This is a genomic window from Paraburkholderia sp. J7 (assembly GCF_905220155.1).
Lineage (GTDB): Bacteria > Pseudomonadota > Gammaproteobacteria > Burkholderiales > Burkholderiaceae > Paraburkholderia.
In genome coordinates this window covers 164385-186400 of the sequence record NZ_CAJMYZ010000002.1, presented here as the reverse complement: position 1 = coordinate 186400, position 22016 = coordinate 164385, and the positions used below count along the sequence as shown (strand labels likewise).

At 64.6% G+C, this 22016-nt stretch carries 25 protein-coding genes; 22 read left to right on the top strand and 3 right to left on the bottom strand.

Going from position 1 to position 22016, the window contains the following annotated elements; genetic code table 11:
• Window positions 1–26: 26 nt before the first annotated feature.
• Complete coding sequence (locus U5A58_RS03975; protein ID WP_321960380.1) at window positions 27–1445, top strand: MmgE/PrpD family protein; 1419 nt, start codon at window positions 27–29, stop codon at window positions 1443–1445.
• Window positions 1446–1453: 8 nt separating this feature from the next.
• Here the strand turns inward: U5A58_RS03975 and U5A58_RS03970 are convergent, their stop codons facing one another.
• Entirely contained in the window at window positions 1454–2464 is a 1011-nt protein-coding gene (locus U5A58_RS03970) for a glycosyltransferase family 2 protein (RefSeq protein ID WP_321960379.1), read from the bottom strand.
• Between the two features lie 63 nt (window positions 2465–2527).
• Complete coding sequence (locus U5A58_RS03965; RefSeq protein WP_321960378.1) at window positions 2528–2791, bottom strand: hypothetical protein; 264 nt, start codon at window positions 2789–2791, stop codon at window positions 2528–2530.
• On the opposite strand from U5A58_RS03965, the gene U5A58_RS03960 reads away from it, so the two are divergent.
• The 10 genes from U5A58_RS03960 (at window position 2790) to U5A58_RS03915 (ending at window position 12407) form a co-directional block, all read left to right on the top strand.
• Entirely contained in the window at window positions 2790–3875 is a 1086-nt protein-coding gene (locus U5A58_RS03960; RefSeq protein ID WP_321960377.1) for an FUSC family protein, read from the top strand. The genes U5A58_RS03965 and U5A58_RS03960 overlap by 2 nt on opposite strands.
• Window positions 3876–4227: 352 nt before the next feature.
• Window positions 4228–5502 (top strand): MFS transporter, encoded by a 1275-nt coding sequence (locus U5A58_RS03955; RefSeq protein WP_321960376.1) that lies wholly within the window; start codon window positions 4228–4230, stop codon window positions 5500–5502.
• Window positions 5503–5613: 111 nt separating this feature from the next.
• Entirely contained in the window at window positions 5614–6543 is a 930-nt protein-coding gene (locus U5A58_RS03950; protein ID WP_028204520.1) for a LysR family transcriptional regulator, read from the top strand.
• A 141-nt stretch (window positions 6544–6684) separates the two neighbouring features.
• A complete protein-coding gene (locus tag U5A58_RS03945) occupies window positions 6685–7179 on the top strand; it encodes a hydroxyquinol 1,2-dioxygenase (RefSeq protein WP_321960375.1) in 495 nt (164 codons plus the stop codon).
• A 41-nt stretch (window positions 7180–7220) separates the two neighbouring features.
• Window positions 7221–8240: a hydroxyquinol 1,2-dioxygenase gene (locus U5A58_RS03940; RefSeq protein ID WP_321934627.1), complete on the top strand. Its 1020-nt coding sequence runs from the start codon at window positions 7221–7223 to the stop codon at window positions 8238–8240.
• A gap of 51 nt (window positions 8241–8291) precedes the next feature.
• Window positions 8292–9758 carry an aldehyde dehydrogenase family protein gene (locus U5A58_RS03935; RefSeq protein WP_321960374.1) on the top strand — a complete coding sequence of 489 codons (1467 nt, stop codon included), beginning with the start codon at window positions 8292–8294 and terminating at the stop codon, window positions 9756–9758.
• Window positions 9759–9765: 7 nt separating this feature from the next.
• Entirely contained in the window at window positions 9766–10833 is a 1068-nt protein-coding gene (locus tag U5A58_RS03930; RefSeq protein WP_321960373.1) for a maleylacetate reductase, read from the top strand.
• A 45-nt stretch (window positions 10834–10878) separates the two neighbouring features.
• Window positions 10879–11751 (top strand): intradiol ring-cleavage dioxygenase, encoded by an 873-nt coding sequence (locus U5A58_RS03925; protein ID WP_321960372.1) that lies wholly within the window; start codon window positions 10879–10881, stop codon window positions 11749–11751.
• On the top strand, window positions 11748–12068 hold the full coding sequence (locus U5A58_RS03920; RefSeq protein WP_321908149.1) for a YciI family protein: 321 nt from the start codon (window positions 11748–11750) through the stop codon (window positions 12066–12068). Before U5A58_RS03925 ends, U5A58_RS03920 begins: the two co-directional genes overlap by 4 nt.
• Window positions 12069–12071: 3 nt before the next feature.
• The gene (locus U5A58_RS03915) at window positions 12072–12407 is read left to right on the top strand and encodes a Rieske (2Fe-2S) protein (RefSeq protein ID WP_321960371.1); all 336 of its coding nucleotides are present in this window, start codon (window positions 12072–12074) and stop codon (window positions 12405–12407) included.
• A 31-nt stretch (window positions 12408–12438) separates the two neighbouring features.
• On the opposite strand, the gene U5A58_RS03910 is transcribed toward U5A58_RS03915, so the two are convergent.
• Window positions 12439–12888, bottom strand: coding sequence for an ester cyclase (locus U5A58_RS03910; protein ID WP_321960370.1), 450 nt, complete (start codon window positions 12886–12888; stop codon window positions 12439–12441).
• 243 nt (window positions 12889–13131) lie between these two features.
• Here U5A58_RS03910 and U5A58_RS03905 point away from each other — a divergent pair, with 243 nt between their 5' ends.
• The 11 genes from U5A58_RS03905 (at window position 13132) to U5A58_RS03855 (ending at window position 21927) form a co-directional block, all read left to right on the top strand.
• Window positions 13132–13857, top strand: a complete 726-nt coding sequence (locus U5A58_RS03905; RefSeq protein ID WP_321960369.1) for a 2OG-Fe(II) oxygenase — start codon at window positions 13132–13134, stop codon at window positions 13855–13857.
• Between the two features lie 27 nt (window positions 13858–13884).
• The gene (locus U5A58_RS03900) at window positions 13885–14436 is read left to right on the top strand and encodes a methylated-DNA--[protein]-cysteine S-methyltransferase (RefSeq protein ID WP_321960368.1); all 552 of its coding nucleotides are present in this window, start codon (window positions 13885–13887) and stop codon (window positions 14434–14436) included.
• Window positions 14437–14575: 139 nt separating this feature from the next.
• Window positions 14576–15166 (top strand): 2OG-Fe(II) oxygenase, encoded by a 591-nt coding sequence (locus tag U5A58_RS03895; protein ID WP_321960623.1) that lies wholly within the window; start codon window positions 14576–14578, stop codon window positions 15164–15166.
• A gap of 287 nt (window positions 15167–15453) precedes the next feature.
• On the top strand, window positions 15454–16164 hold the full coding sequence (locus tag U5A58_RS03890; RefSeq protein ID WP_321960367.1) for a DUF969 domain-containing protein: 711 nt from the start codon (window positions 15454–15456) through the stop codon (window positions 16162–16164).
• Window positions 16161–17111 carry a DUF979 domain-containing protein gene (locus U5A58_RS03885; protein WP_321960366.1) on the top strand — a complete coding sequence of 317 codons (951 nt, stop codon included), beginning with the start codon at window positions 16161–16163 and terminating at the stop codon, window positions 17109–17111. The genes U5A58_RS03890 and U5A58_RS03885 overlap by 4 nt, the downstream gene beginning before the upstream one ends.
• 10 nt (window positions 17112–17121) lie before the next feature.
• On the top strand, window positions 17122–18132 hold the full coding sequence (locus U5A58_RS03880) for a DUF2891 domain-containing protein (protein ID WP_321960365.1): 1011 nt from the start codon (window positions 17122–17124) through the stop codon (window positions 18130–18132).
• Between the two features lie 163 nt (window positions 18133–18295).
• Entirely contained in the window at window positions 18296–18736 is a 441-nt protein-coding gene (locus tag U5A58_RS03875; protein WP_321960364.1) for a CBS domain-containing protein, read from the top strand.
• Between the two features lie 238 nt (window positions 18737–18974).
• Window positions 18975–20540, top strand: coding sequence for a methyl-accepting chemotaxis protein (locus U5A58_RS03870; protein WP_321908137.1), 1566 nt, complete (start codon window positions 18975–18977; stop codon window positions 20538–20540).
• An 87-nt stretch (window positions 20541–20627) separates the two neighbouring features.
• Window positions 20628–21026 (top strand): VOC family protein, encoded by a 399-nt coding sequence (locus U5A58_RS03865; RefSeq protein WP_321960363.1) that lies wholly within the window; start codon window positions 20628–20630, stop codon window positions 21024–21026.
• 169 nt (window positions 21027–21195) lie between these two features.
• Window positions 21196–21447, top strand: a complete 252-nt coding sequence (locus U5A58_RS03860; protein ID WP_321960362.1) for a hypothetical protein — start codon at window positions 21196–21198, stop codon at window positions 21445–21447.
• A 33-nt stretch (window positions 21448–21480) separates the two neighbouring features.
• Window positions 21481–21927 carry a lipocalin-like domain-containing protein gene (locus U5A58_RS03855; protein WP_321960361.1) on the top strand — a complete coding sequence of 149 codons (447 nt, stop codon included), beginning with the start codon at window positions 21481–21483 and terminating at the stop codon, window positions 21925–21927.
• Window positions 21928–22016: the final 89 nt, after the last annotated feature.

Genomic DNA, 22016 nt, shown 5'->3' with positions numbered 1-22016 from the left:
TGCTTCAGTGCGCCGCGGCGTGCAGCATGCTGCCTGTCCTCGGCGCAAAGCACGCATTTGCCGCCGACGTATCGCCTTCGTCGTCGCCCGACGACACCGGCATCACCGCGCAACTCGCGCGCTACATCGTCGCCGCGCGCGACAAGCCGTTACCCGACGCCGTGCTGATCGAATGCAAGAACCACATACTCGATACCATCGGCGCGATGGTGTCGGGTTCCCGCATGCGACCCGGCATGCTGGCGACGCAATACGTCCGTTCGCTTGGCGGTGCACCCCAGGCTTCGGTCGTTGGCTCGGACCTGCGCACGAGCACCGTGAACGCCGCGCTCGCCAACGCCATGTGCGCGCACTCCGACGAGACCGACGACTTCGAGCCCGTCACGAAGGCGCACCCCGGCTGCTCCACGGTGCCCGCCGCGCTCGCGCTAGGCGAAGCACAGGGCGCATCGGGCGCGGCGTTCGTGCGCGCCGTCGCGCTGGGCTACGACACCGCATGCCGGCTTCTCATGGCGCTCGACCCGGACCTCGTGCGCGCGACACATCGCAGTGCGGAAGGCACGGCCTCGACGTTCGGCGCGCTTGGCGCGGCCGCGGCTCTTGCGCGGCTCGACGAACGCCAGACGCGCTACGCGATCTCTTACGCGGCGCAACAGGTTTCAGGGCTGTGGAGTTGGGTGAAGGACCGCGATCACATTGAAAAGGCGTTCGATTTCGCGGGCATGGGCGCGCGCAATGGCGTGATGGCGGCGACCATGGTGCAGTCGGGCATGACCGGCGTGGCCGACGTGCTCGACGGCACGCACAATCTGTTCATTGCGCTTTCCACGAAGCCGCAGCCCCAGGCGATGATCGACCAGCTCGGCAGCCGCTTCTTCGTGACCGAAACGGCGATCAAGACGTATTCGGTGGGCTATCCGATTCAATCCCCGCTCGATGCTTTGCTCACGCTGCGGCGGCAATATCAGCTCACGCCGGACAACGTGCGTACGGTGGCGGTGAAGGTGCCGCCCGACGCCATCGGCATTGTCGGCGACAGCGCGATGCCCGACGTCAACTGCCAGCACATGGTGGCGCTGGCGCTCGTGAAGGGCGCGGTGTCGTTCGCGGACAGCCACGACGCCGCGCTCATGCGCGACCCGCAGATCCTGGCGCAGCGCGCGAAGGTGAGTGTCGTTGCGGACCCGAAGCTGAGCGACCCGGCCGCGCCGCGCGGCGGCATCGTCGAAGTGACGTTGACGGACGGGCGCACCGTGAGCCACTACACGCGCTTTCCGCCCGGCACGAAAGAGAACCCACTGAGCGTCGCGCAGGTGAACGAGAAGGCGCGCGATCTCATGGAGCCGGTGCTCGGCCAGCAAAAAGCCGCGCAACTGATCGAGCGGATCAACGCGCTGGAGCACGTCGCGAACGTCGCCGATCTGCGGCCGCTGTTCACAGCGTGAAACGCGCGTTACGGCATGCGCGTTCGGGAAGTATCCACGCCTGGCTCGTCCTTGATGGCCAACAGGGCGACAGACTCAGTGCCGGGCCGCCGCGTGGCCTTCCAGATCATCAGCAGATGGTAGTAAAGGCGCGGGCTGAAGCCGAAGCGGTACGCGTAGAGATTGCCGAGCGCGAGCTGCAGCCCGGCGCGCGCTTCGCGATTGCGCGCGAGCAGCGAGACCACGATCGGCACGAGCCGGCGCATGGCGAGCTTGCGGGCCGGTTCGAGTTCGCGCGGCAGCGCGAGGCCGTTGAGAAAGCGCCACGCCGAGATCGACGACGCATTGATGCTCGTGCGTGTTGCCTGGGAAACCGAAACATCGGTGATGCGATAGCACGAGACGTATTCGTTCACGTAGCACACACGTTTTGCGGCGAGACAAAGCTGCGTGCCGAACACGTAATCGCAGCAGGTGCCGTAGCGGTCGTCGTAGCCGATGCGCTTGACGAGTGCCGCATTCGCGAGCCAGCCGTTGTTGGGGAACATCTGCACGATGCCCACGCGGCCCGGCGGGTTTTGCAGGCCCGCCGCGCTGGCCGTACGGTGATACGCGTTATTCATGCGCTCGCTGGCCGCGTGCATGATGCGCCCGTCATGATCGGTTTCGTATTGATCGCCGAACGCGACTTCGAGGTCCGGGTAACGCTCCCACTGCGCAAGCAGCTTCTCGATGCAGTGCACGAGCAGGTAGTCGTCGTCGTGGATCAGGAGGATCTTGTCTCCGCTCGCGCGCTCGAAGAGGCTGGCCACGTTGGGCGCCTGGCCGAGCGCGGGCACGTTGCGACGGTAGGCGATGCGCGGGTCGTTGCCGTAACGCGAGGCGACCAGTTGCGCCGTGCGGTCGTCGCTCGAGTCGTCGCCGATCACGATCTCGATGTTCGCGTGCGTTTGCATGAGGCACGATTCAATGCAGCGAACGAGCAGTTCAGGCCGGTTGTACGTCGGCAGGCAAATGGAGACCTTCGTTGTTGTCGTCATGGGCAGACCCCAGTGCTTGAGGGATGCGGAGACGTTCGCAAAAGCGGGTTCGTAATGCGAACTTCATCCGTTGGACATGACGGTAAATGAAAAAAACTCGAAAGAAATGGGAAATAATTCGGAAGGAATGCGCCTTGCGCACGGCGGCCCGCAGAGCCTTTTGCGGCGGCCATCCGCGCAAGGCGGTGATCTTTTATCTGACAAATCGGAAAGAAAATCCGGGCGGCAAAATAATCCGGATTGATCGGTCGATGCACTGAGTGCCGGAACACTCGCGTCAATCGCGTTAACATTGGCACTCCGCCTGAAACGACCGCTGGCATCCATGGCTTCGATCTCCTACGCCCACAAACCGCTCACGCCGTTTCGCCGTGCGCTCGCCCGCTTTTCCCTCTCCGAACTCGCGAAATACACGAAGCTCACGCTCGGCATGTGGATCGGCTTCGGCGTTCCGTACGCGTGCGGATATCCCGAAGCGGCGGTCGCGCTCTCGGGTTCGGCCATGCTCACGCTCGCGCTCGGCAGTTCCATCTCGGCGGCGCGCGGCTACTTCTACAAGCGCGTGATGTCGAACCTCGTGGCAATGCCGATCGGCACGCTGCTGATCTGGCTGACCGCGCCGGATTTGTGGCTCGGGGTGATCCTGCTGCCGCTCGTGATCTTCACGATCGTGCGCATCCGGCCTTCGGTGTTCCAGATGACGAGCGTTACCGTGCCCATGACGCTCGTGCTGTACACGGGCGAGCACATACCGTTGCTGGAGCAGCGTTTGATCGGCGTAGTGCTCGGCATGCTGCTTGGCTTCATCATCCAGCAGATTGCGTTTCCGCCCGATCACGGCTTCTGGGCGAATACGCTCGTCAACGACGGCAACGCGCAGGCCGAAGCATTGCTCACCGAGGTCGCAACGAAAACGCTGGACCGTGCAAAGCTGAAATCGGCGACGGCCGCACTGCGGGTGTCGAGCAGCAATCTGAAGCAGGCGCACGATCTGCTCAAGTCGGACCTGGAGCAGTCGTGGGTGTCGCCGCATCTGAAGCGCAACCGCGATCGCCTGCCGCTGTTCTCGTGCTACCACGAGCTATTCGATTCGATCGTCGGCTTTCTCGAAACGCTCGACACGTTCAACGCGCAATACGAGGCGCTCGACGCGCAATGGAAGGACGCGTACCGGCGCGGCCTCGCGCGCCTCGTGGACGTCCACCGGCAACTGGCTTCACAGGCCGACCTTCGGGTGGAACGCCCGGGTCTTCTGGTGGAGCCGCTGACGCGCGAGGAACTGCATGCGCTTGTCGAAGCGCTGCCCGCCACGGGCGTGTTCACGAGCGTCTATCTCGGGCACCTGACCGGCTACGGCATCCTGCTCAACCGCTTGAGCGACATGCATACCGAGCACTTGCGCAAGGCGTGAGCGCGGCTATGCCTTAAACATATTGAGCGTCTGCACCGGCATACCGCCCGGCGCAGGCGCGAGCGTCTACCCGTACTTCTCCTGGGGTGGGCGCGCCGCGCTACCACGCGTGGCGCGTTCCTGTCGCAGCCTCCCTTCAGCCTTGGCCGCCGGCCTTGCGTGCCCGATTGTTCGCGATTCGCAAATGACGTATTCGGGCGTTATCCGGTACTGATTACGCCTCGCTTGCGACTATCTTGGCGGCGTCGATGTCGATGGCGTCCTGCAAGCCTGCAGCGTGACACCTCGCGTCGCACACCGTTTTCGAACATGAGCGTGTGGCGCGGCATCCGGCCGGCCCAAGGAGACAGAGATGAAACCGAACACATGGGATACGGCCTACGAATGGAAGGCCGTGACGCTGCTGGCGCTGGGCTTTGGCCTCGTGGGCCTCGACCGCTGGCTGATCGCGCCGCTGTTCCCGTCCATCATGAAAGACCTCAACCTCAATGCGCAGGATGTCGGCAACTGCATCGGCATACTCGGCCTTTCGTGGGGCGTGTTCGCGGCAGTCATGGGCGGCCTGTCCGACAAGGTCGGGCGGCGCAAGGTGCTGATTCCGGCGATCATCGCGTTCTCGCTGCTTTCGGGCTTCTCCGGCATCGCAGGCGGTTTTGCCAGCCTCCTTGCCGTGCGCGCACTGATGGGCGTGGCCGAAGGCTCGTTTTGCCCAACGAGCTTCGCCGCCACGGCCGATGCCTCGCACCCGAAGCGCCGCGGCTTCAATCTCGGGCTCCAGCAAAGCGGCTTCGCGCTGTTCGGGCTTGCGCTTGCGCCGATCATTGCCACGCAGCTGCTGGGCGTGATGAGCTGGCGCTGGGTGTTCGCGCTCGTCTCGGTGCCGGGCCTCATTCTCGGCCTGCTGATGTATCGCATGATCCGGGAACCGCAAGGCGCCTCGTCGCCTGACGCAGGCGCGCACGCGGCAAAGGCCGAACGCGGCCACTGGCGCGACGTGATCCGCAGCCGCAACATTCCCGTGGCGATGGTCGCGCTCTTCTGCGCCATGACGGGCGTGTTCGTGCTCGGCGCCATGCTGCCGCTCTACCTCACGCAGTATCTTTCGCTCGACACGCAGCGCATGGGCATCGTGGCCTCGGCGATCGGCTTTGGCGGTTTCGTCGGACAGTTCGGCTTGCCTGGTCTTTCGGATCTGCTGGGCCGGCGAGTGGCGAGCATTCTCGGCTTCGTGGGCACCGCTGTCATGCTGATCGTGTTCCGTGGTCTCGGTGCACAGCCGCTCGAACTCTTCGCGGTGCTGTTCGCCGCTTCCTTTTTCACGCTGGGCCTCGTTTCGCTGCTCTCGGGACCCGTTGCCACCGAAGCCGCGCCGGCCGGCATGGTGTCGACTTCGATCGGCCTCGTGGTGGGCGCGGGCGAAATCTTCGGCGGCGGCGTGGCGCCTGCGCTTGCGGGATTCGTTGCGGCGCATTTCGGTATCCAGAACATTTTGTGGTTGCCCATTGGCGCTGTTCTGCTCGGTGTCCTGGTGAGCCTGCTGCTCAAGGAAACCGCGCCCGCGAAGCTGCGCCGCAGCGAGCCCGTTGCCGCTGCCGCGCCATTGCCCGCGGCGGGGCAGGCCGAGTAGGGCTGGCGCGCCGTCCCCCTCTCTTGCCATGCCGCTCGCGAAGCAGCGGCATGAACGACGGGAAGCGGGCCCTATACTGGGAGGGCGCGAACCCATAAAGAAGAGAGGAGCATGGATCGATTCCTGAGCATCGAGGCTTTTGTGCGCGTCGCGGAAACGAGCAGTTTTGCGGAAGCGGCCCGGCAACTCGGGGTTACCAGTTCGGTCGTGACGAACCGCATCCAGCAACTGGAGAAGTTCGTCAACGCACCGCTCTTTCATCGCAGCACGCGGCACGTGCGCCTCTCCGAAGTCGGGGAGGCGTTTTATCGTGAATGCGCCGAGGTGGTGGGGCGAGTGAACGAGCTGACCGACCAGATGCGCGAACTGCGCGCCACGCCAACGGGCAGGCTGCGCATCCAGATACTGCCGGGCTTCGCGCTGGGCCATTTCGGCGCGCCGCTTGCCGAGTTCAATCGCCGCTATCCCGGCATTCAGCTCGATGTGATCGTCAATGACCGCGTGGTCGATCCCATCGAAGAAGGCTTCGACGTCGCCTTCCAGATCTTCCCGCCTATTTCCGATTCGCTGATCGAGCGGCGGCTCTTTTCCGTGCGGCGGCTCTTCTGCGCCACGCCCGCTTATGTGGAGGAGCATGGCGCGCCGCAGCATCCCCGCGAATTGCTGCAGCACACCACGGCGCTCTATTCGGGTTATCCCTCGCGCAACCGCTGGACGATGACGCGCGGCGACGAAGTCGTGGAGATGGAATTGCCCGGCATGATCCGCTCGAACTCGGTGCATTTGCTGCGCGACTACGCGCTCACGGGCGGCGGCGTGGTGTGCCTGCCTACGCTCGTGGCGAGCGAGGCGCTCCTGAACGGCTCGCTCGTGCCGATCCTCACCGACTACCACCTCTCGGCGTTGAGCTTCGCCGCCGTGTATCCCTCCACGCAGCGCCAGGCCCTGAAAGTGAAGGCGCTCGTGGAGTTTCTCGCCGAATATCTGGGCCCCGAGCCCGCGTGGGACGTGCCGCTGATCGAGCGCGGCTGGGTGCGCTAGCGCTCGCGGTGGGCCGCTGGATTTGCCTGCCGCGATTATTTGCGAAACGCGAATGCCGTAGTCGCCTGGCCGCCGGTTGTGGCCGCCGTGCAGCGCTCCTAAAGTTGTTTCCAACGACACCTTCCAAAACAGGAGACAGCCATGACCGATTCGTCGTTCCACACCCTCTTCGCCTCGCTCGAGCAGTACCGCAAGGGCGAGATCGAAATCACGAGCGGCGACGCCCGCCACTATGTTTTCTCGAACGTCTTCGAAGTCGCTGCAAACTCGGCGCCCTTTGAAAAGGTCGTAGTCGGCAAGAACCTCGAATACGTGATCGAGGTCCTGCGCACGGAAGGGCAGTCGCGCTGGTTCGCCTGCGCACACGACGAGTTCGTGATTCTGATGGATGGCGAAGTGCGCATCGACTTCATCAAGCTCGATACGCCGCCCAAGGGCGCTACGGGCACGGTCGACGCGGGCGAGCAACCCGCAGGCCGCAAGATGGGCCACGTGGTGCTGCGCCGCGGACACCAGGCGCTGCTGCCGGCGGGTTGCGCGTATCGCTTCAGCGCGCAGAAGGCTGGCGTGGCGCTCGTGCAGACCATGGTCGGTCAACTGTCCGTGCAAAAGTGGGCAGATATCTGCCTGCACTGAAACACGCGCCAACCCATCACTAGAGACGACTGGAGACACAAATGGCCACCCTCGAAACCCTCGACCACTCCGCAGGTTTTGCCGCCGACACCGTACGCGCGAGCGAGCCCGACGCCGTGACCGGCTATCGCCGCTATACGCTTGGCGCGTTCGAATTCACACGCGACGAATACTTCGTGAAAGTCCTGTGGCCCGCGAAAGGGCAGACCCGCACGCACGCCATTCCCGCCGACGCCTTCCTGCGCGCGATGATGCGGGACGTGGCCTGGGGCTTCTTCTACGGCTGGGTGAATTTCGATCACGTGTTCGGCACGCGCAATCACTACGGCAAGGTGGACGTCTACGCCGGTTCGTTCAACGGCATCATGAAGGAAGCCGGCGTGGACTATATCGAGACCTTCGAAACGCCCACCATCATGGCGACCTTCAAGGCGATCCTGCACGACTGGACCAACGAAGGCTTCGACCCGTTCGCCGCGCCCGAGGAAACCGGCACCGCATTCGGCCGCAAGCATGGCGAGAACGACGCCGCAATCGAGCGCACGCGCATTGCCACGCGCCGCATGCCGGGCCTCGAAGGCGACTCGCCGCTGCGCGACGACCTGCCGGTGAACCGCGCCTTCGCCGACGTGCCTCAGGACAACCCCGAAGTGCACGCCGAGCCCGGCTTCGAAGGCGAGTTGCACGCGTTCAACCTCTTCAAGTACCTCTCGCGCTCGGACGTGACGTGGAACCCCTCGGTCACTTCGGTGTGCGGGCAGAGCCTGTTCTGCCCGACCACGGAGGAGTACATCCTGCCGGTTTTCCACGGCAACGACCGCGTGGAATGGTTCCTGCAGCTTTCCGACGAAATCGTCTGGGACATCGGCGACAAGAACACCGGCGCGCCGCGCGCCCGTATCACCATGCGCGCGGGCGACATCTGCGCCATGCCCGCCGATATCCGCCATCAGGGCTATTCGACCAAGCGCTCGATGCTGCTCGTGTGGGAGAACGCGACCGCGGACCTGCCCAAGCGCTACGAGAGCGGCGATCTCAAGCCGTATCCGGTCGACTTCTGATCGAGTCTTGCAGTTATGCAGCATGCCTAAGCATTAATCGAGGATTGACTCATGCAAACGCAATTGTTCATCGACGGCCGTTTCGTTGACGCCGCTGAAGGTGGCACGATCGACGTGCTCAACCCGCACGACGGCTCGTTGATCACGAAGATCGCCGCCGCGACTGCCGCCGATATCGACCTGGCCGTCGCCGCCGCCACGCGCGCTTTCCCTCAGTGGGCCGCGATGCCCGCCGCCGAGCGCGGCCGGCTGCTGCTGCGTCTGGCCGACGCCATCGAAGCGAACGGTGAAGAGCTTGCGCAACTGGAATCGCTCGATACGGGGCACCCGATTCGCGATTCGCGCGCGCTCGACGTTCCGCGCACGGCGGCGTGCTTCCGCTATTTCGGCGGCATGGCCGACAAGCTCCAGGGCTCGGTCATTCCCGTTGAAACAGGCTTTCTCAACTACGTGCAGCGCGCGCCCATTGGCGTGGTGGGGCAAATCGTGCCGTGGAATTTTCCGCTCATGTTCACGAGCTGGAAGATGGGCCCGGCGCTCGCGGCCGGCAACACTGTCGTGCTGAAGCCCTCGGAAATCACGCCGCTTTCCACGCTGCGCATTGTCGAACTGATGGCGGAAGTCGGCTTTCCCGCGGGTGTCGTCAACATTGTGCCGGGCTATGGCCATACGGCCGGGCAGCGGCTCGCGGAGCATGAGGGCGTGGGCAAGATCGCCTTCACCGGGTCGACGGCTACGGGGCGGCGCATTGTGGAGGCCTCGAAGGGGAACCTGAAGCGCGTGCAACTCGAACTCGGCGGCAAGGGCGCCAATATCGTGTTCGACGACGCCAATCTCGACGCCGCCATCAACGGCGCGGCCTGGGCGATCTTCCACAACCAGGGCCAGGCGTGCATCGCCGGTTCGCGTCTGGTGCTGCACGAGCGCATCGCCGACGAATTTCTCGAACGCTTCGTCGCGCTCGCTGCCTCGATTCGTGTCGGCAATCCTTTGGATTCCGAAACAGAAATGGGGCCGCTCACCTCGCTGCAACACCTGGAGCGTGTGAAGGCATTCGTGGACGTGGCGCGCGAGCAGGGCGGGCGCGTGCTCACGGGCGGCACCTCGCCGCAGGACCCCGCGCTCGCCAACGGCTACTACGTGCGCCCCACGGTGATCGAGGCGAAGACGCCGGACGATCGGATCGCACAGGAAGAGGTGTTCGGCCCGTTCGTGACCGTGCTGCGCTTCAAGTCCGACGAAGAGGCGCTCGCCATTGCGAACGGGACCGAGTACGGGCTTGGCAGCGGCCTGTGGACGCGCGACCTGTCGCGCGCGCACAGCATGGCGGGCAAGATTCACGCGGGCATGTGCTGGGTGAACTGCTACAAGCGCGTGAATCCGGGCAGCCCGTTCGGCGGCGTCGGTCAATCGGGCTACGGCCGCGAAATGGGCTTCGAGGCGATGCACGACTACACGGAGGCCCGCTCGGTGTGGGTCAACGTGGACGCGCAGGTGCCCCCGCACTTCAAGCGTTGAGGCACGTATGGATCGCTTCGTTTATCAGGGCTTGCCGTCGCGCGTGGTGTTCGGCTGGGGCAACCTCGCGCGCTTGCCCGAGGAAGTGGACCGGCTCGGCGCGCGCCGCGCGTTGATCCTCTCTACGCCCGAGCAGCGTCCGCTCGCGGAAGAAGTCGCGCGCCTGCTCGGTGAGCGCGCCGCCGGCATCCACGCGCAAGCGGTCATGCACGTGCCGGTGGAAGTCGCGCGGGCCGCACGCGAACAGGCGGCGGCGCTGGACGCGCAGTGCTGCGTGGCCGTGGGCGGCGGCTCGACCATCGGCCTTGGCAAGGCCATCGCGCTCGAATCGTCGCTGCCGATCGTCGCTGTGCCCACCACCTATGCGGGCTCGGAGATGACACCCATCTACGGCCTCACCGAAGGGCGCCTGAAAAAGACCGGGCGCGATCTGCGCGTGCTGCCGCGCACGGTGATCTACGACCCGTCGCTCACGGTCTCGCTGCCCGCCGGCATTTCGGCGGCGTCGGGCGTGAACGCCATGGCGCATGCGGTAGAAGCGCTCTATGCCCAGGACGCGAACCCCGTGATCAGCTTGATGGCCGAAGAATCGATTCGCGCGCTGGGCGAAGCGCTGCCGGTTGTCGTGCGCCACCCGGATGACGCGCCGATGCGCAGCCGCGCGCTCTACGGCGCGTGGCTCGCGGGCAGTTGCCTCGGCGCGGTGGGCATGGCGCTGCATCACAAGCTCTGCCACACGCTCGGCGGCACGTTCAATCTGCCGCACGCGCAAACGCATGCGGTCATGCTGCCGCATACGGCGCACTACAACCACGCGGCTGCGCCACAGGCGCTCGAGCGCGTGGCGCGCGCGCTCGGCGGCGTGCATGCGGACGAAGCCGGGCCGCGGCTCTACGCGTTGAACGAATCGCTTGGCATCGCACTGTCGCTCAAGGAAATCGGCATGCCCGAAGCGGGCCTCGACGAAGCGGCCGATCTCGCTTGCACGAATGCCTATCCCAATCCGCGTCCGCTGGAGCGCGAGGCGATCCGCGCGCTGCTGCAACGGGCGTGGGAAGGCGCGGCGCCACGCTAGCCGCGCCGCGCGCGTGGCGCACAAAACAGAGGAAAGGAGACAACCATGTCGATGCATGGCACCGAGGCCGAACGCGCCTTGACCGAACAGGTCGTGGCCCGGTTCGCGAACACACCCGACGCGCGCCTGCGCACGCTGATGCAAAGCCTCGTGCGGCATTTGCATGCTTACGTGCGCGAAGTCGAGCCGACGGAGGCGGAATGGTTCGCCGCGATCCGCTTTCTAACTGAAACGGGCCAGATGTGCGACGACGTCGTGCGCCAGGAATTCATCCTGCTTTCCGACACGCTTGGCGTTTCGATGCTCGTCGACGCGATCAATCACCGCTATGCCTCGGGCGCGACCGACACGACCGTGTTCGGCCCGTTCTATATCGAAGGCATGCCCGAACGCGCCTATGGCGAGAACATGGCGTTCACCCCGGGCACGCCGGCCCTCGTGCATGGCCGCGTGCTGACGACCGACGGCAAGCCCGTGGCGAACGCGCTGCTCGACGTGTGGCAAACGGCGGACAATGGCATGTACTCGGGGCAGGACACCGCGCAGCCGCACGGCAACCTGCGCGGCCGTTATCGCACCGACGCCGAAGGCCGCTATGCGATCCGCACCATCGTGCCGGTGTGCTACCCCATTCCGACCGACGGTCCGGTGGGCCGCATGCTCAACGCCACCGGGCGGCATCCGTGGCGACCCGCGCATCTGCACTTCATGATTACGGCGCCGGACCACAGCCCGCTCGTGACGCATCTGTTCAACCAGAACGACCCGTATCTGGACTCGGATGCCGTGTTCGGCGTGAAGCCCTCGCTGCTCGTCGACTATCGCGAGCACCCTGCGGGCGACGCGGACGCGCAGCAGTTCGGCTTCGAGGGCGGTTTTAGCGAGGCGCGCTACGACTTCGTGCTGGAGCGCGCATGAGACCGCACACGCGCTACTACGCGGTATTCGCCACCGACAAGCCCGGCATGCGCGAAGTGCGCGAGCGCGAGCGCGCGGGGCATCGCACGTATCTGCGCTCCGCCGCGCAGCGTGGCGTGTTCGTGAGGCTGGGCGGTTCGACGCTCGCGCCGCATTGCAACGCGCTCAACGGCACGCTGCTCGTGATCGAGGCGGAAGGATACGACGACGTGATGCGCTTCGTGCGCGACGATCCCTATACGCTGGCGGGTTTGTTCGAACGTGTCGAGATTCGCCCGTGGGACTGGAATCTTGGCAATCCTGAGCAACGAGTGTGAGTCATGCAGACTGTGAGCCTGTGTTGCCTCGACGATGTGCCCGATGGCGGCGCGCGCGTGATCGACGCCGCGCTGGCAGGGCGGCCGGTCGTCGTCGTGCGGCGTGCCGGCGAAGTGTGGGCGTACGCGAACCGCTGCCCGCACTTCGCGGTGCCGCTCGACTACGAGCCAGGCCGTGTGCCTACGTATCGCGCGCAAGTGATCATGTGCGCGCATCACAGTGCGTTGTTTCGCTTTGAAGACGGGCAGTGCATCGAAGGTCCATGCGCAGGCGCGAAGCTCGATGCGATTCCCGTGTGGCTCGATGCGCACTCCAACGTCGTGACGCAGTGCGCATGAGCCGCCCAGGTACGCGCCGTTAGCGGCGCAGTCACGCCCGTTTGATGAGCCCGAGCTGCGTAAGCGCCGTTACGCCGTCGTCCAGTCCGATCTCTTCCACGATCTTTCCGTTCTTCAGGCGCAACACCGTTGTGCCGGTGAAATGCATCTTGCGGCCGCTCGCCGCCGGCAACGCTCCCGCGAGAAAGTCCCCGAACGCCGGGCCCGAATGCGTGCCGCCGCCTTCCCACTGACCCACCACGAACTCGCCTTCGGCGATGAGGTCGGCTGCGCCCCAGAAGTTCAGATTGGGGAACGCCGTGCGAAAGCCGCTCATGAACGCCTTGATGTCCTCGCGGCCGCGGCGCGGCTCGTGCAGCGAATACTTGAGCAGCATGTCCGGCGCGGCCAGTTCGTCGACGATACCCAGGTTGCAGGTTTCGCCCCAGAAACTCGTGAACCAGCGGCCAACGATCGCCTTGTTGTCCTCTTGCATCGACATGTTCGACTCCTTGCTGATTTCGATTCATGGTGAAGCGGGATTGCTTCGCCTGAAACGCACGATATCGAGCAGCAACCCGAGCAGATACCCGTTTCTTGCCGTGACGTTCGAGCGCGATTCACGTGGCGGCGCGCGCGGAATTAGAGCGCAACATTCGGATCGGAACGCGTGGTGTGTCGGCGTATCGTAGGCCCGTATACGATGTCGGCGAGAATAGCCGTTGCGACATGAGGAAACGAAGCGATGAAAACCGCAGCCATGAGGGCGGACAAGCCGGAATCCGGCACTTACGATTGGGTCGAGATCGAGCGATCGCTCGATGCGCGCGGCTACGCCGTTTTGCCCCGTGTGCTCAGGCCCGTGCAGTGCACGCAACTCGCCGCGCTATACCCGAGCGACGATGGCTTCCGCTCGCGCATCGTCATGGCGCGTCACAATTTCGGGCGCGGGGAATACAAGTACTTCGCGTATCCACTGCCGTCGTTGTTGCAGCGGTTGCGGCAGGCGATCTATCCGCACCTCGCGCCTATTGCCAATCGCTGGAACGAGCAACTGGGGATCGACACACGGTTTCCGGCCGACCTCGACACGTTTCTCGACCAATGCCACCGCGCAGGGCAGACGCGCCCGACGCCGCTCATCCTCGAATATGGCCCTGGCGACTACAACTGTCTGCATCAGGATCTCTACGGCGAGCATGTGTTTCCGCTGCAGATGGCGATGCTTCTCTCGCGGCCCGGCGTTGACTTCGAGGGCGGCGAGTTCGTGATGACGCAGAGCGCATCGAACGGTCAATGTGCGGAAGTGATATCGCTTGAGCAGGGCGACGCGGTGCTGTTCACCGTCAACCAGCGGCCGGCGGCGAGCCGGCGCGGCGGTACGCGCAAGGTCGCCATGCGCCACGGCGTGAGCGTCGTACGCAGTGGGAAGCGTCATACCGTCGGCCTGATTTTTCACGATTCACGTTAGTGCGCGCAGAACGCGAAGGACCGCATCATGCAATTGTTTCTTGGCCATATCGAGTCGCCGCTTGGCGATCTCATGCTGGTGAGCGATGCGCAGCACCGGCTGCACGCGCTCGAATTCTCCGATCACCGCTCGCGCCTGCATCGGGGATTGCGCGAACGCTACGGGAGCGCCGAATTGATCGACGCTGCCGCACCGTCTTCGATAGCCGACGCCATGGCGCGCTATTTCTCCGGCGAATTGAGTGCGCTCGATGCTCTCCCGGTCGTCATGGCGGGTTCGGACCTCGAAGAAAAGGTCTGGGCCGCGTTGCGTCGCATTCCGGCTGGAACGACCACGAGCTACGGCAAGCTCGCGAAAGCGCTGGGATTCGACGACCCGCGCGCGGCAATCGACATCGGTGCGGCGAATGGCGCGAATCCCATCGCTATCGTCGTGCCGTGCCATCGCGTGATTGCCAGCAACGGCGAGTTGAAAGGCTACGCATGGGGCCTACATCGCAAGCGTTGGCTGCTCGAACACGAGAAGGCGATTCCCGCTACGCGCGAAGTTCCGCGAACGGCAACGCTTCCGGGGTTTTGACATGATCGACGCAATGGATTGGCGTGCGATCGCCGCACAACTGGATAGCGAGGGCTATGCAGTACTGCCTCGACTCATTGGCGCGGACGAAGCCCGTGTGCTTGCGCGCGAGGCCAGCGCATCGAACGCCTTGCGCCGCGTGTCGCTCGATTCACTCGATCTCGGTTGTGGCGATCTGCTGTATTTCGACGCCGCTTTGCCGCAGCCTTGGGCGCATTGGCGTGCGGACTTCTATCGTCAACTAGCGCCTCTCGCGAATCGCTGGAACGAGATCCTTGGCATGCCTTATCGATTTCCGATTGAACTGACTGAATTTCTCGAGCACAACCGGCGAGCAGGGCAAACGCAGTCGCAATCGCATTTGAATCAACTACGCACCAACGACTACCTGGCGCTGCACCAGCGCAGCGAAGGAGAGCATGTTTTTCCGCTGCAAGTGGTCGCCTTGCTCGCGGCGCCGGGGAAAGACTTCACGGGCGGCGAACTGGTGTTGACGGAGCAGCGCCCACGCATGCAGTCGCGCCCGACAGTCGTTCCGCTTGGCCTGGGCGACGCGGCGATCATCGCCACGGCCCAGCGGCCATTCAAAGGAAGTAGCGGTTACTACCGTGTGAACCTTCGGCACGCCATCAGCCGGGTGCGCAGCGGCGAGCGCATCGGCTTTGAGTTGTCGTTCCACGACGCGCCGCAAGCGGCAAACGGTCAACACGCCTTCGATCTGGATACCTGACGCATCCCATGCGGTCGCGCTGAGGCGCGCACAGGCACTCCGATCCATCATATGCAGATGCAACTAACCGCCTAGTCCGCCCACCCCGGACCAACGCCGCCCTGCGGCGGCCTCAATCCGCTTCCAGATAGCGCATTTGGCCCAGGGACTTCCCTTAAAAAGACTTTATCGACTATTTGTCGATAAATTGTCGTGATAGATTCCTGGCCTGAATCGGGCGCAACGGGGAAGCGCGCCCGCGCGGCCGGCACCACGAGTCCGGCGCAAAGACATAAGGCGGAGGAGAGATGCTGGTTCTGATAGGGGTGCCGATCGTGGTGATCGGTTTTGCATTGCGCCTGAACGCGCTGCTCGTCGTGACCGCGGCGGGTATCGCAACGGGGCTTGCGGGCGGCCTGCATACGGTCGAGATCGTCAGCGCTTTCGGCAAGGCGTTTGCCGATAACCGCTACATGGGCCTTGTCTGGCTCACGTTGCCCGTGATCGCGCTGCTCGAGCGCAACGGCCTGCGCGAGCAGGCAAAAAACCTCATTTCGCGCGTGCACGCCGCCACCACCGGCCGCGTGCTGATGCTCTACTTCGTGATCCGCCAGATCACGGCCGCACTCGGTCTCACGTCGCTGGGCGGCCACGCGCAGATGGTGCGCCCGCTCATCGCGCCCATGGCCGAAGGCGCCGCCACGCAGCGTTACGGCGACGTACCCGACGCCGTGCGCCAGCAGATCCGCGCCAACGCCTCGGCTGTGGACAACATCGCCGTGTTCTTCGGTGAAGACATCTTCATCGCCATTCAGTCGATCCTGCTCATCAAGGGCTTTCTGGAGCAGAACGGCATCATCGTTCAGCCGCTGCAAGTCTCGGTCTGGGCGATTCCCACCGCGTTCGCGGCGCTCCTCATTCACTGCGTGCGCCTGAAGCTGCTCGATCACAATCTCTCGCGGCGCCTCGGCGCGGCCAACGCGCAGGGCGCAGCAAGCCGCCAGGGAGCCTCATCGTGATCAAGCTCGAATCGCTTTATATCGTCGCGGGTCTGATGTTCGCGTCGTTCGCCCTCTTCAACCTGCTCGACCGCGCAAACCCGCGCCGTGTCGTCAACTTCGTGTTCTGGGGCGTCTATGCCGTGACGTTCCTGTTCGGCGGCGTGCTGCCGCATTTCGTGATGGGCTGCCTCGCCATCGCGCTCGCCTTGATCGCGGGTTCAGGCAAGCTGGGGCGCAGCCCCGCGGGCAACGACAACGCCACAGCCCAGACGCGCCGCGAGCAAGGGGCACAGCGCTTCGGCAGCCGGCTCTTCATTCCGGCGCTGCTGATTCCCGTGATCACGCTCGTCGGCACGCTCACGCTCAAGTACGCGCCCTTCGTCGAGGCGAAGAACGTCACGCTGATCTCGCTCGTAATCGCCACGCTCGTGGCCTTCGGCGCGGCGCTCGTCATGTTGCGCGATTCGCCCGTGCACGCGCTCAAGGGCGCACGGCACACCATGGACGCCGTGGGTTGGGCCGCCATCCTGCCGCAGATGCTCGCGGCGCTCGGCGCGCTGTTCGCGGCGGCGGGCGTGGGCCACGTGGTGTCCGAACTCGTCACGAACTGGATTCCGCAAAACTCGGCGTTCGCGGTCGTGGCCGCCTACACTTTCGGCATGGCCCTCTTCACGATGATCATGGGCAATGCGTTTGCGGCCTTTCCGGTCATGACCGCGGGCATCGGCCTGCCGTTGATCGTGCATCAGTTCCACGGCAACCCCGCGATTCTCGGCGCGATCGGCATGCTCTCGGGCTTCTGCGGCACACTCATGACGCCCATGGCCGCGAACTTCAACATCGTCCCGGCAGCGCTGCTCGAATTGAGCGACAAGAACGGCGTGATCAAGGCGCAATGGCCGACCGCCGTGTTGCTTCTCGTCGTCAACACGCTGCTGATGTACGCCTTCGTTTTCCGGTTCTGACGAGTTCACGATGACCCCACACCTCACCGCCGCCCACGCCTCGAAGTTCGCCTCGCTCGCGCTCGCCCACCTCACGCGCGAGTATCCGAACAAGCTGACGCACTCGCTCGAAGGCCCGCAGGACGTGCAGGGCCCGCGCGCGCTGCACCCGGTGTTTTATGGCAGCTACGACTGGCATTCGTGCGTGCACGGCTACTGGCTCGTGCTGCATCTGCTGGAGCGCTTTCCCGACTTGCCCGAGGCGGCGCAGATCGTCGCCGTGGTCGACGAGCACTTCACGCCGGAGAAAATGGCGGGCGAAATGGCCTACCTCACGCTTGCGCACAACCGCGGCTTCGAGCGGCCTTATGGCTGGGCGTGGCTGCTGGCGCTCGCGGCGCAGGTCGACGCGCTGAAACTGCCGCAGGCCGCGCGCTGGAAGGCGGCGCTGGCGCCGCTCACCGAGTGGTTCGTCGAGCGCTTCGAGGAATTCCTGCCGAAAGCGACGTATCCGCTGCGCGTGGGCACGCACTTCAATACGGCGTTCGCGCTCACGCTCGCGTATGACTTCGCGAAGGCCACGTTGCGCCCGGCGCTGGTGACGCTGATTGAAGACACGGCTACGCGCTGGCACGCGAACGACGCGGGCTGCCAGGCGTGGGAGCCGGGCGGCGACGAATTCCTCTCGCCCGCACTGAGCGTGGCCTTGCTGATGAGCCGCGTACTGCGCGCGCCGCAATTTGAGCCGTGGTTTACGCGCTTCTTGCCCAATCTCGCGGCGCAAGAACCCGCCACGCTCTTTACGCCGGCCACCGTGACCGACCGCAGCGACGGCAAGATCGCCCACCTCGACGGGCTCAACCTGAGCCGTGCGTGGTGCCAGCGCTCGCTCGCACGCGCACTGCCCGCCGGCGACGCTCGCGTTGCTGTGCTCAACGATGCCGCGCAAGTGCATCTGGCCAGCGCGCTTGACCACGTGGCCGGCGACTATATGGGCGAGCACTGGCTCGCCACCTTCGCGACGCTCGCGCTCGAAGCATGACAAACGCGTGAAACCAGTGGGGCGCTCCGCTTTCCAGACTGAAGATTTCCGCGCGCGCGGTCGATATAACGGGCTGAAGCCCCGAGCCGCCGCCGGAATCCGCAGTCCATTGCGCAGGGCATAGACCGGCTCGGGACGTCGAACCCACTCAGGTCTGGAAGGTATGCAAGTAGAGAAATTCATGACGAGCCGTGTCGTCACCATTGGTTTCGACGAGACGCTCGCAACGGTGCGCGAGATCTTCACGGAGGCGAGCTTTCACCATCTGCTCGTGGTCGAAGACGGCAAGCTGCAAGGCGTCGTCTCCGACCGTGACCTGCTGCGCGCAATCAGCCCGTTCATCGACAGCGTGGTCGAATCCGCGCGCGACCTCGGCACGCTCAACAAGCGCGTGCACCAGATCATGAGCCGCAAGCCGCTTACGCTGCGGCCCGAGTCGAGCCTTTCCGAAGCTGTGGCCCTCTTTCTCGCCAACAAGATTTCGTGCATCCCTATCGTCGATGCCGAATTCCGGCCCGTGGGCATCGTGAGCTGGCGCGACGTGCTGCGCTATCTCGTGCCGATGGACGAGGGCGAGGCGGGCGGGGAAGCGGTCAGCGCGTGATGCGCATTGACTCGCGCGCATCCCACATTTCGGTCTGTAATACGAAGTGTTGCTAACGGTCGTACTTCTTTGCGGCGAACCATAAAGTTCGCAACCTCTCCTGCCGTTGTTATGTACTGGACGCTTAAACAGCCCGCACGACCGGGCTGCACTGGGTAAGCGCGCCGGAACATTCGATGAAAACGACTGGGACACGCGTGGCCTCCAGAGCCGCGCGCCCCACGGAGAGAGACCAGGAATGCTTCACAAGCTGTCAATACGCGCCAGCCTGACGCTGATGATCGCCTTCTTCGGCATCGTCCTGATTGGCGGGGCCGCCACAGGACTTCTGTCGATGCGAGCGGGCAACGAGTCGCTGCGCACGATGTACACCGTCGATACGCCGGCCGTCGCGGACCTCGAAGGCAGCGCCGGCCAGCTGCTGCGTCTGCGCCTCGCGCTCGCCACCAACGCCTCGCTTTCCGAACTCGGCGACCACGACGCCGCCGACGCGGTGCTCAAACGCTACGACCAGTACCTGAAGAACTCGAACGAGCGTCTTGACCACTATCTGTCGATTGCGAGCGGCGAAGGCGAGGCGCAGGATCTCATCGCCGACATGCAGGCCAAGCGCAACAGCTTCCTGCACGACGGCGTCGAACCGGCGCTCGCGGCGCTCAAGGCCGGCGACAAGACCGCGTTCCAGGAAATGCAGGGCCACAAGCTGCCGTCGCTCTACGGCAGCTACGAAAAGGCGATGCTCGTGCTCGAGAAGCGCCAGATCGACCTCGGCGCGCAGCGCTACCAGGAAGCGCAGGACCGTTTCAATGCAGTGAGCATCGCCGTGGCCGTGGGCATGGTGCTCTCGTTGCTGCTCGCATGGATTGGCCGCGCCGCGCTCATGCGCGCGATCGTGCATCCCGTCGACGCCGCTATCGCGCAGTTCCAGCGTATCGCCGCGGGCGATCTGAGCGGCACGGTCGAGGCGACGAGCAACAACGAAATGGGCCGCCTGCAGGCTGCATTGCGGCAGATGCAGGATGCGCTCATCAAGACGGTCAGCAGCGTGCGCGAAGGCGCGCTGTCGATCGACAAGGGCGTGAGCGAGATTGCCGCGGGCAACACGGATCTTTCGCAGCGCACCGAGGAGCAGGCCGCCTCGCTCGAACAAACGGCTGCGAGCATCGAGGAACTGACCTCCACCGTCAAGCAGACCGCCGAAAACGCCCGCCAGGCCAGCACGCTCGCCGAGGGCGCTTCCGGTCTCGCCGCGCAGGGCGGTGCGCTCTCGCGCGAGGTGGTCGGCACGATGCAGGACATCGTGGGCGACTCGCGGCGCGTGGGCGAGATCGTCGGCGTGATCGAGGCCATTGCGTTCCAGACCAACATTCTCGCGCTGAACGCGGCCGTGGAAGCGGCGCGCGCGGGCGAAGAAGGGCGCGGCTTCGCGGTGGTGGCGAGCGAAGTGCGCTCGCTCGCGCAGCGCAGCGCCGCGGCGGCCAAGGAGATCAAGGAGCTGATCGAGTCGTCGACGTCGCGCGTGGAAACCGGCGCGGGCCTCGTCGAGCGCTCGGGCTCGACGATGAGCGAGATTGTCGAGGCGATCGCGCGCGTGAGCGCGATCATGAACGAGATCGCATCGGCGGCGGCGGAGCAGAGCACGGGCATCGATCAGGTCAACATCGCCGTTGGCCAGATGGACCTCGTGACCCAGCAGAACGCGGCACTCGTTGAGCAGGCAACGGCCGCGGCTTCGTCGCTCGAAAACGAAGCGCACCGGCTCAATGCCGCGGTTTCGGTGTTCCGCACCGGGCGCACGGGGTAACACGCACGAAGGCGCACGAACGCGCACGCTGCATGGTGTGAATCGCCGGTTATAGTCATGCATTGACGACTGCGGACCTCGGACACCATGCAGCTTCTCGATCACGTTTCGATCGGCGTTCCCGATCTCGATGCAGCGCGCCACTTTTACGACGCGATCATGAACGCGCTGGGCGCGCTCAAGGTCTATGACCGCCCTGGCGCGCTTGGCTACGGCGAGCGGTGCGACGCCGCCGAAACGCAATCGTCCTATCTTTCCGTCTATCTGGACTCCAGTGCCATCGTGCCGAACAAGCGGCACTGGTGCTTCAAGGCCGCTTCGCGCGCTCAGGTCGACGCGTTCCATGCAGCCGGTTGCGCGGCGGGCGGCCGCTCCGATGGCGAGCCGGGCTTGCGGCCGCACTATCACGCCGACTATTACGCCGCCTTTCTTGTCGATCCGGCCGGCAACTGCGTCGAGGCGGTGTGCCATTTGGCACCTGCCTGACGTTTCGTAACGCGCTAGACGCGCAAATCCGCCATCGTCAAAACTTCGCAATCCTTCGCGATCTGGGTTGACCCAGCGCGAGGCGAGGCCGCAATGCGGTTGCCAAGTGCCCTTCCATGCGCCGATCATTGACGAAGCGGCGTAAATGCGACGCGTGGGAGAAGGGGAAATGTCAGGCACTGGAAAATACTGGTTTCGCGCCAAACGCTATGGCTGGGGGTGGGGACTTCCGCTCACCTGGCAGGGTTGGGCGGCGCTAGCCGTCTATGTGTTATCGATCTGTTTGATCGCTGTTTTTTTTGAACCGCACCAACATGCGTTCGCGTTTGCGGGGCTCGTCATACTCGCTTCGCTCGCGCTTTGCGCGGTGTGCTGGCTCAAGGGCGAGCCGCCGCGCTGGCGGTGGGGCAAGCAGCGCTAGCGCGCTGCCCATGTTGTGCTGAAGGGGAACGCGATGGCACAAGCACGGCAAACCGGCAGCGCTGCGCTGCTGGGCACATGGAAGCTGCAATCTTTCACGACGGAAGATCTGGACACCGGAGAAAAGACTGAGTTGTTCGGCTCACAGCCAGGCGGCTATCTCAACTACAGCGCCGACAAGCGGATGTACGCGATTGTGGTCGACAAGCACCGCAACGCACCCGCCGACCTCGTGCCCACCGACGCCGAGCGCATTGCGCTGTTCAACGGCTTGTGCGCCTACGCGGGGACGTGGAGCATCGAGGGCGACCTCGTGAGTCACCATGTCGACACTTCGTGGAATGAATCATGGACGGGGACGATTCAGTTGCGCCGTTTCAGAATCGACGGCAACAACCTGTACCTCACGACGCTGCCCGCCCGCAATCCGGTCACGGGCAAGGAATGCATTTCAGCGCTGGCGTGGGTGAAGGTCGAATAGACGGCACGTTCAACTGTCGTATACGTGAAGATCGCAATCATCGACGTGAGGCATGCGCGAGGTGTTGCGCGTCGCGTTCGCAGCCGCGC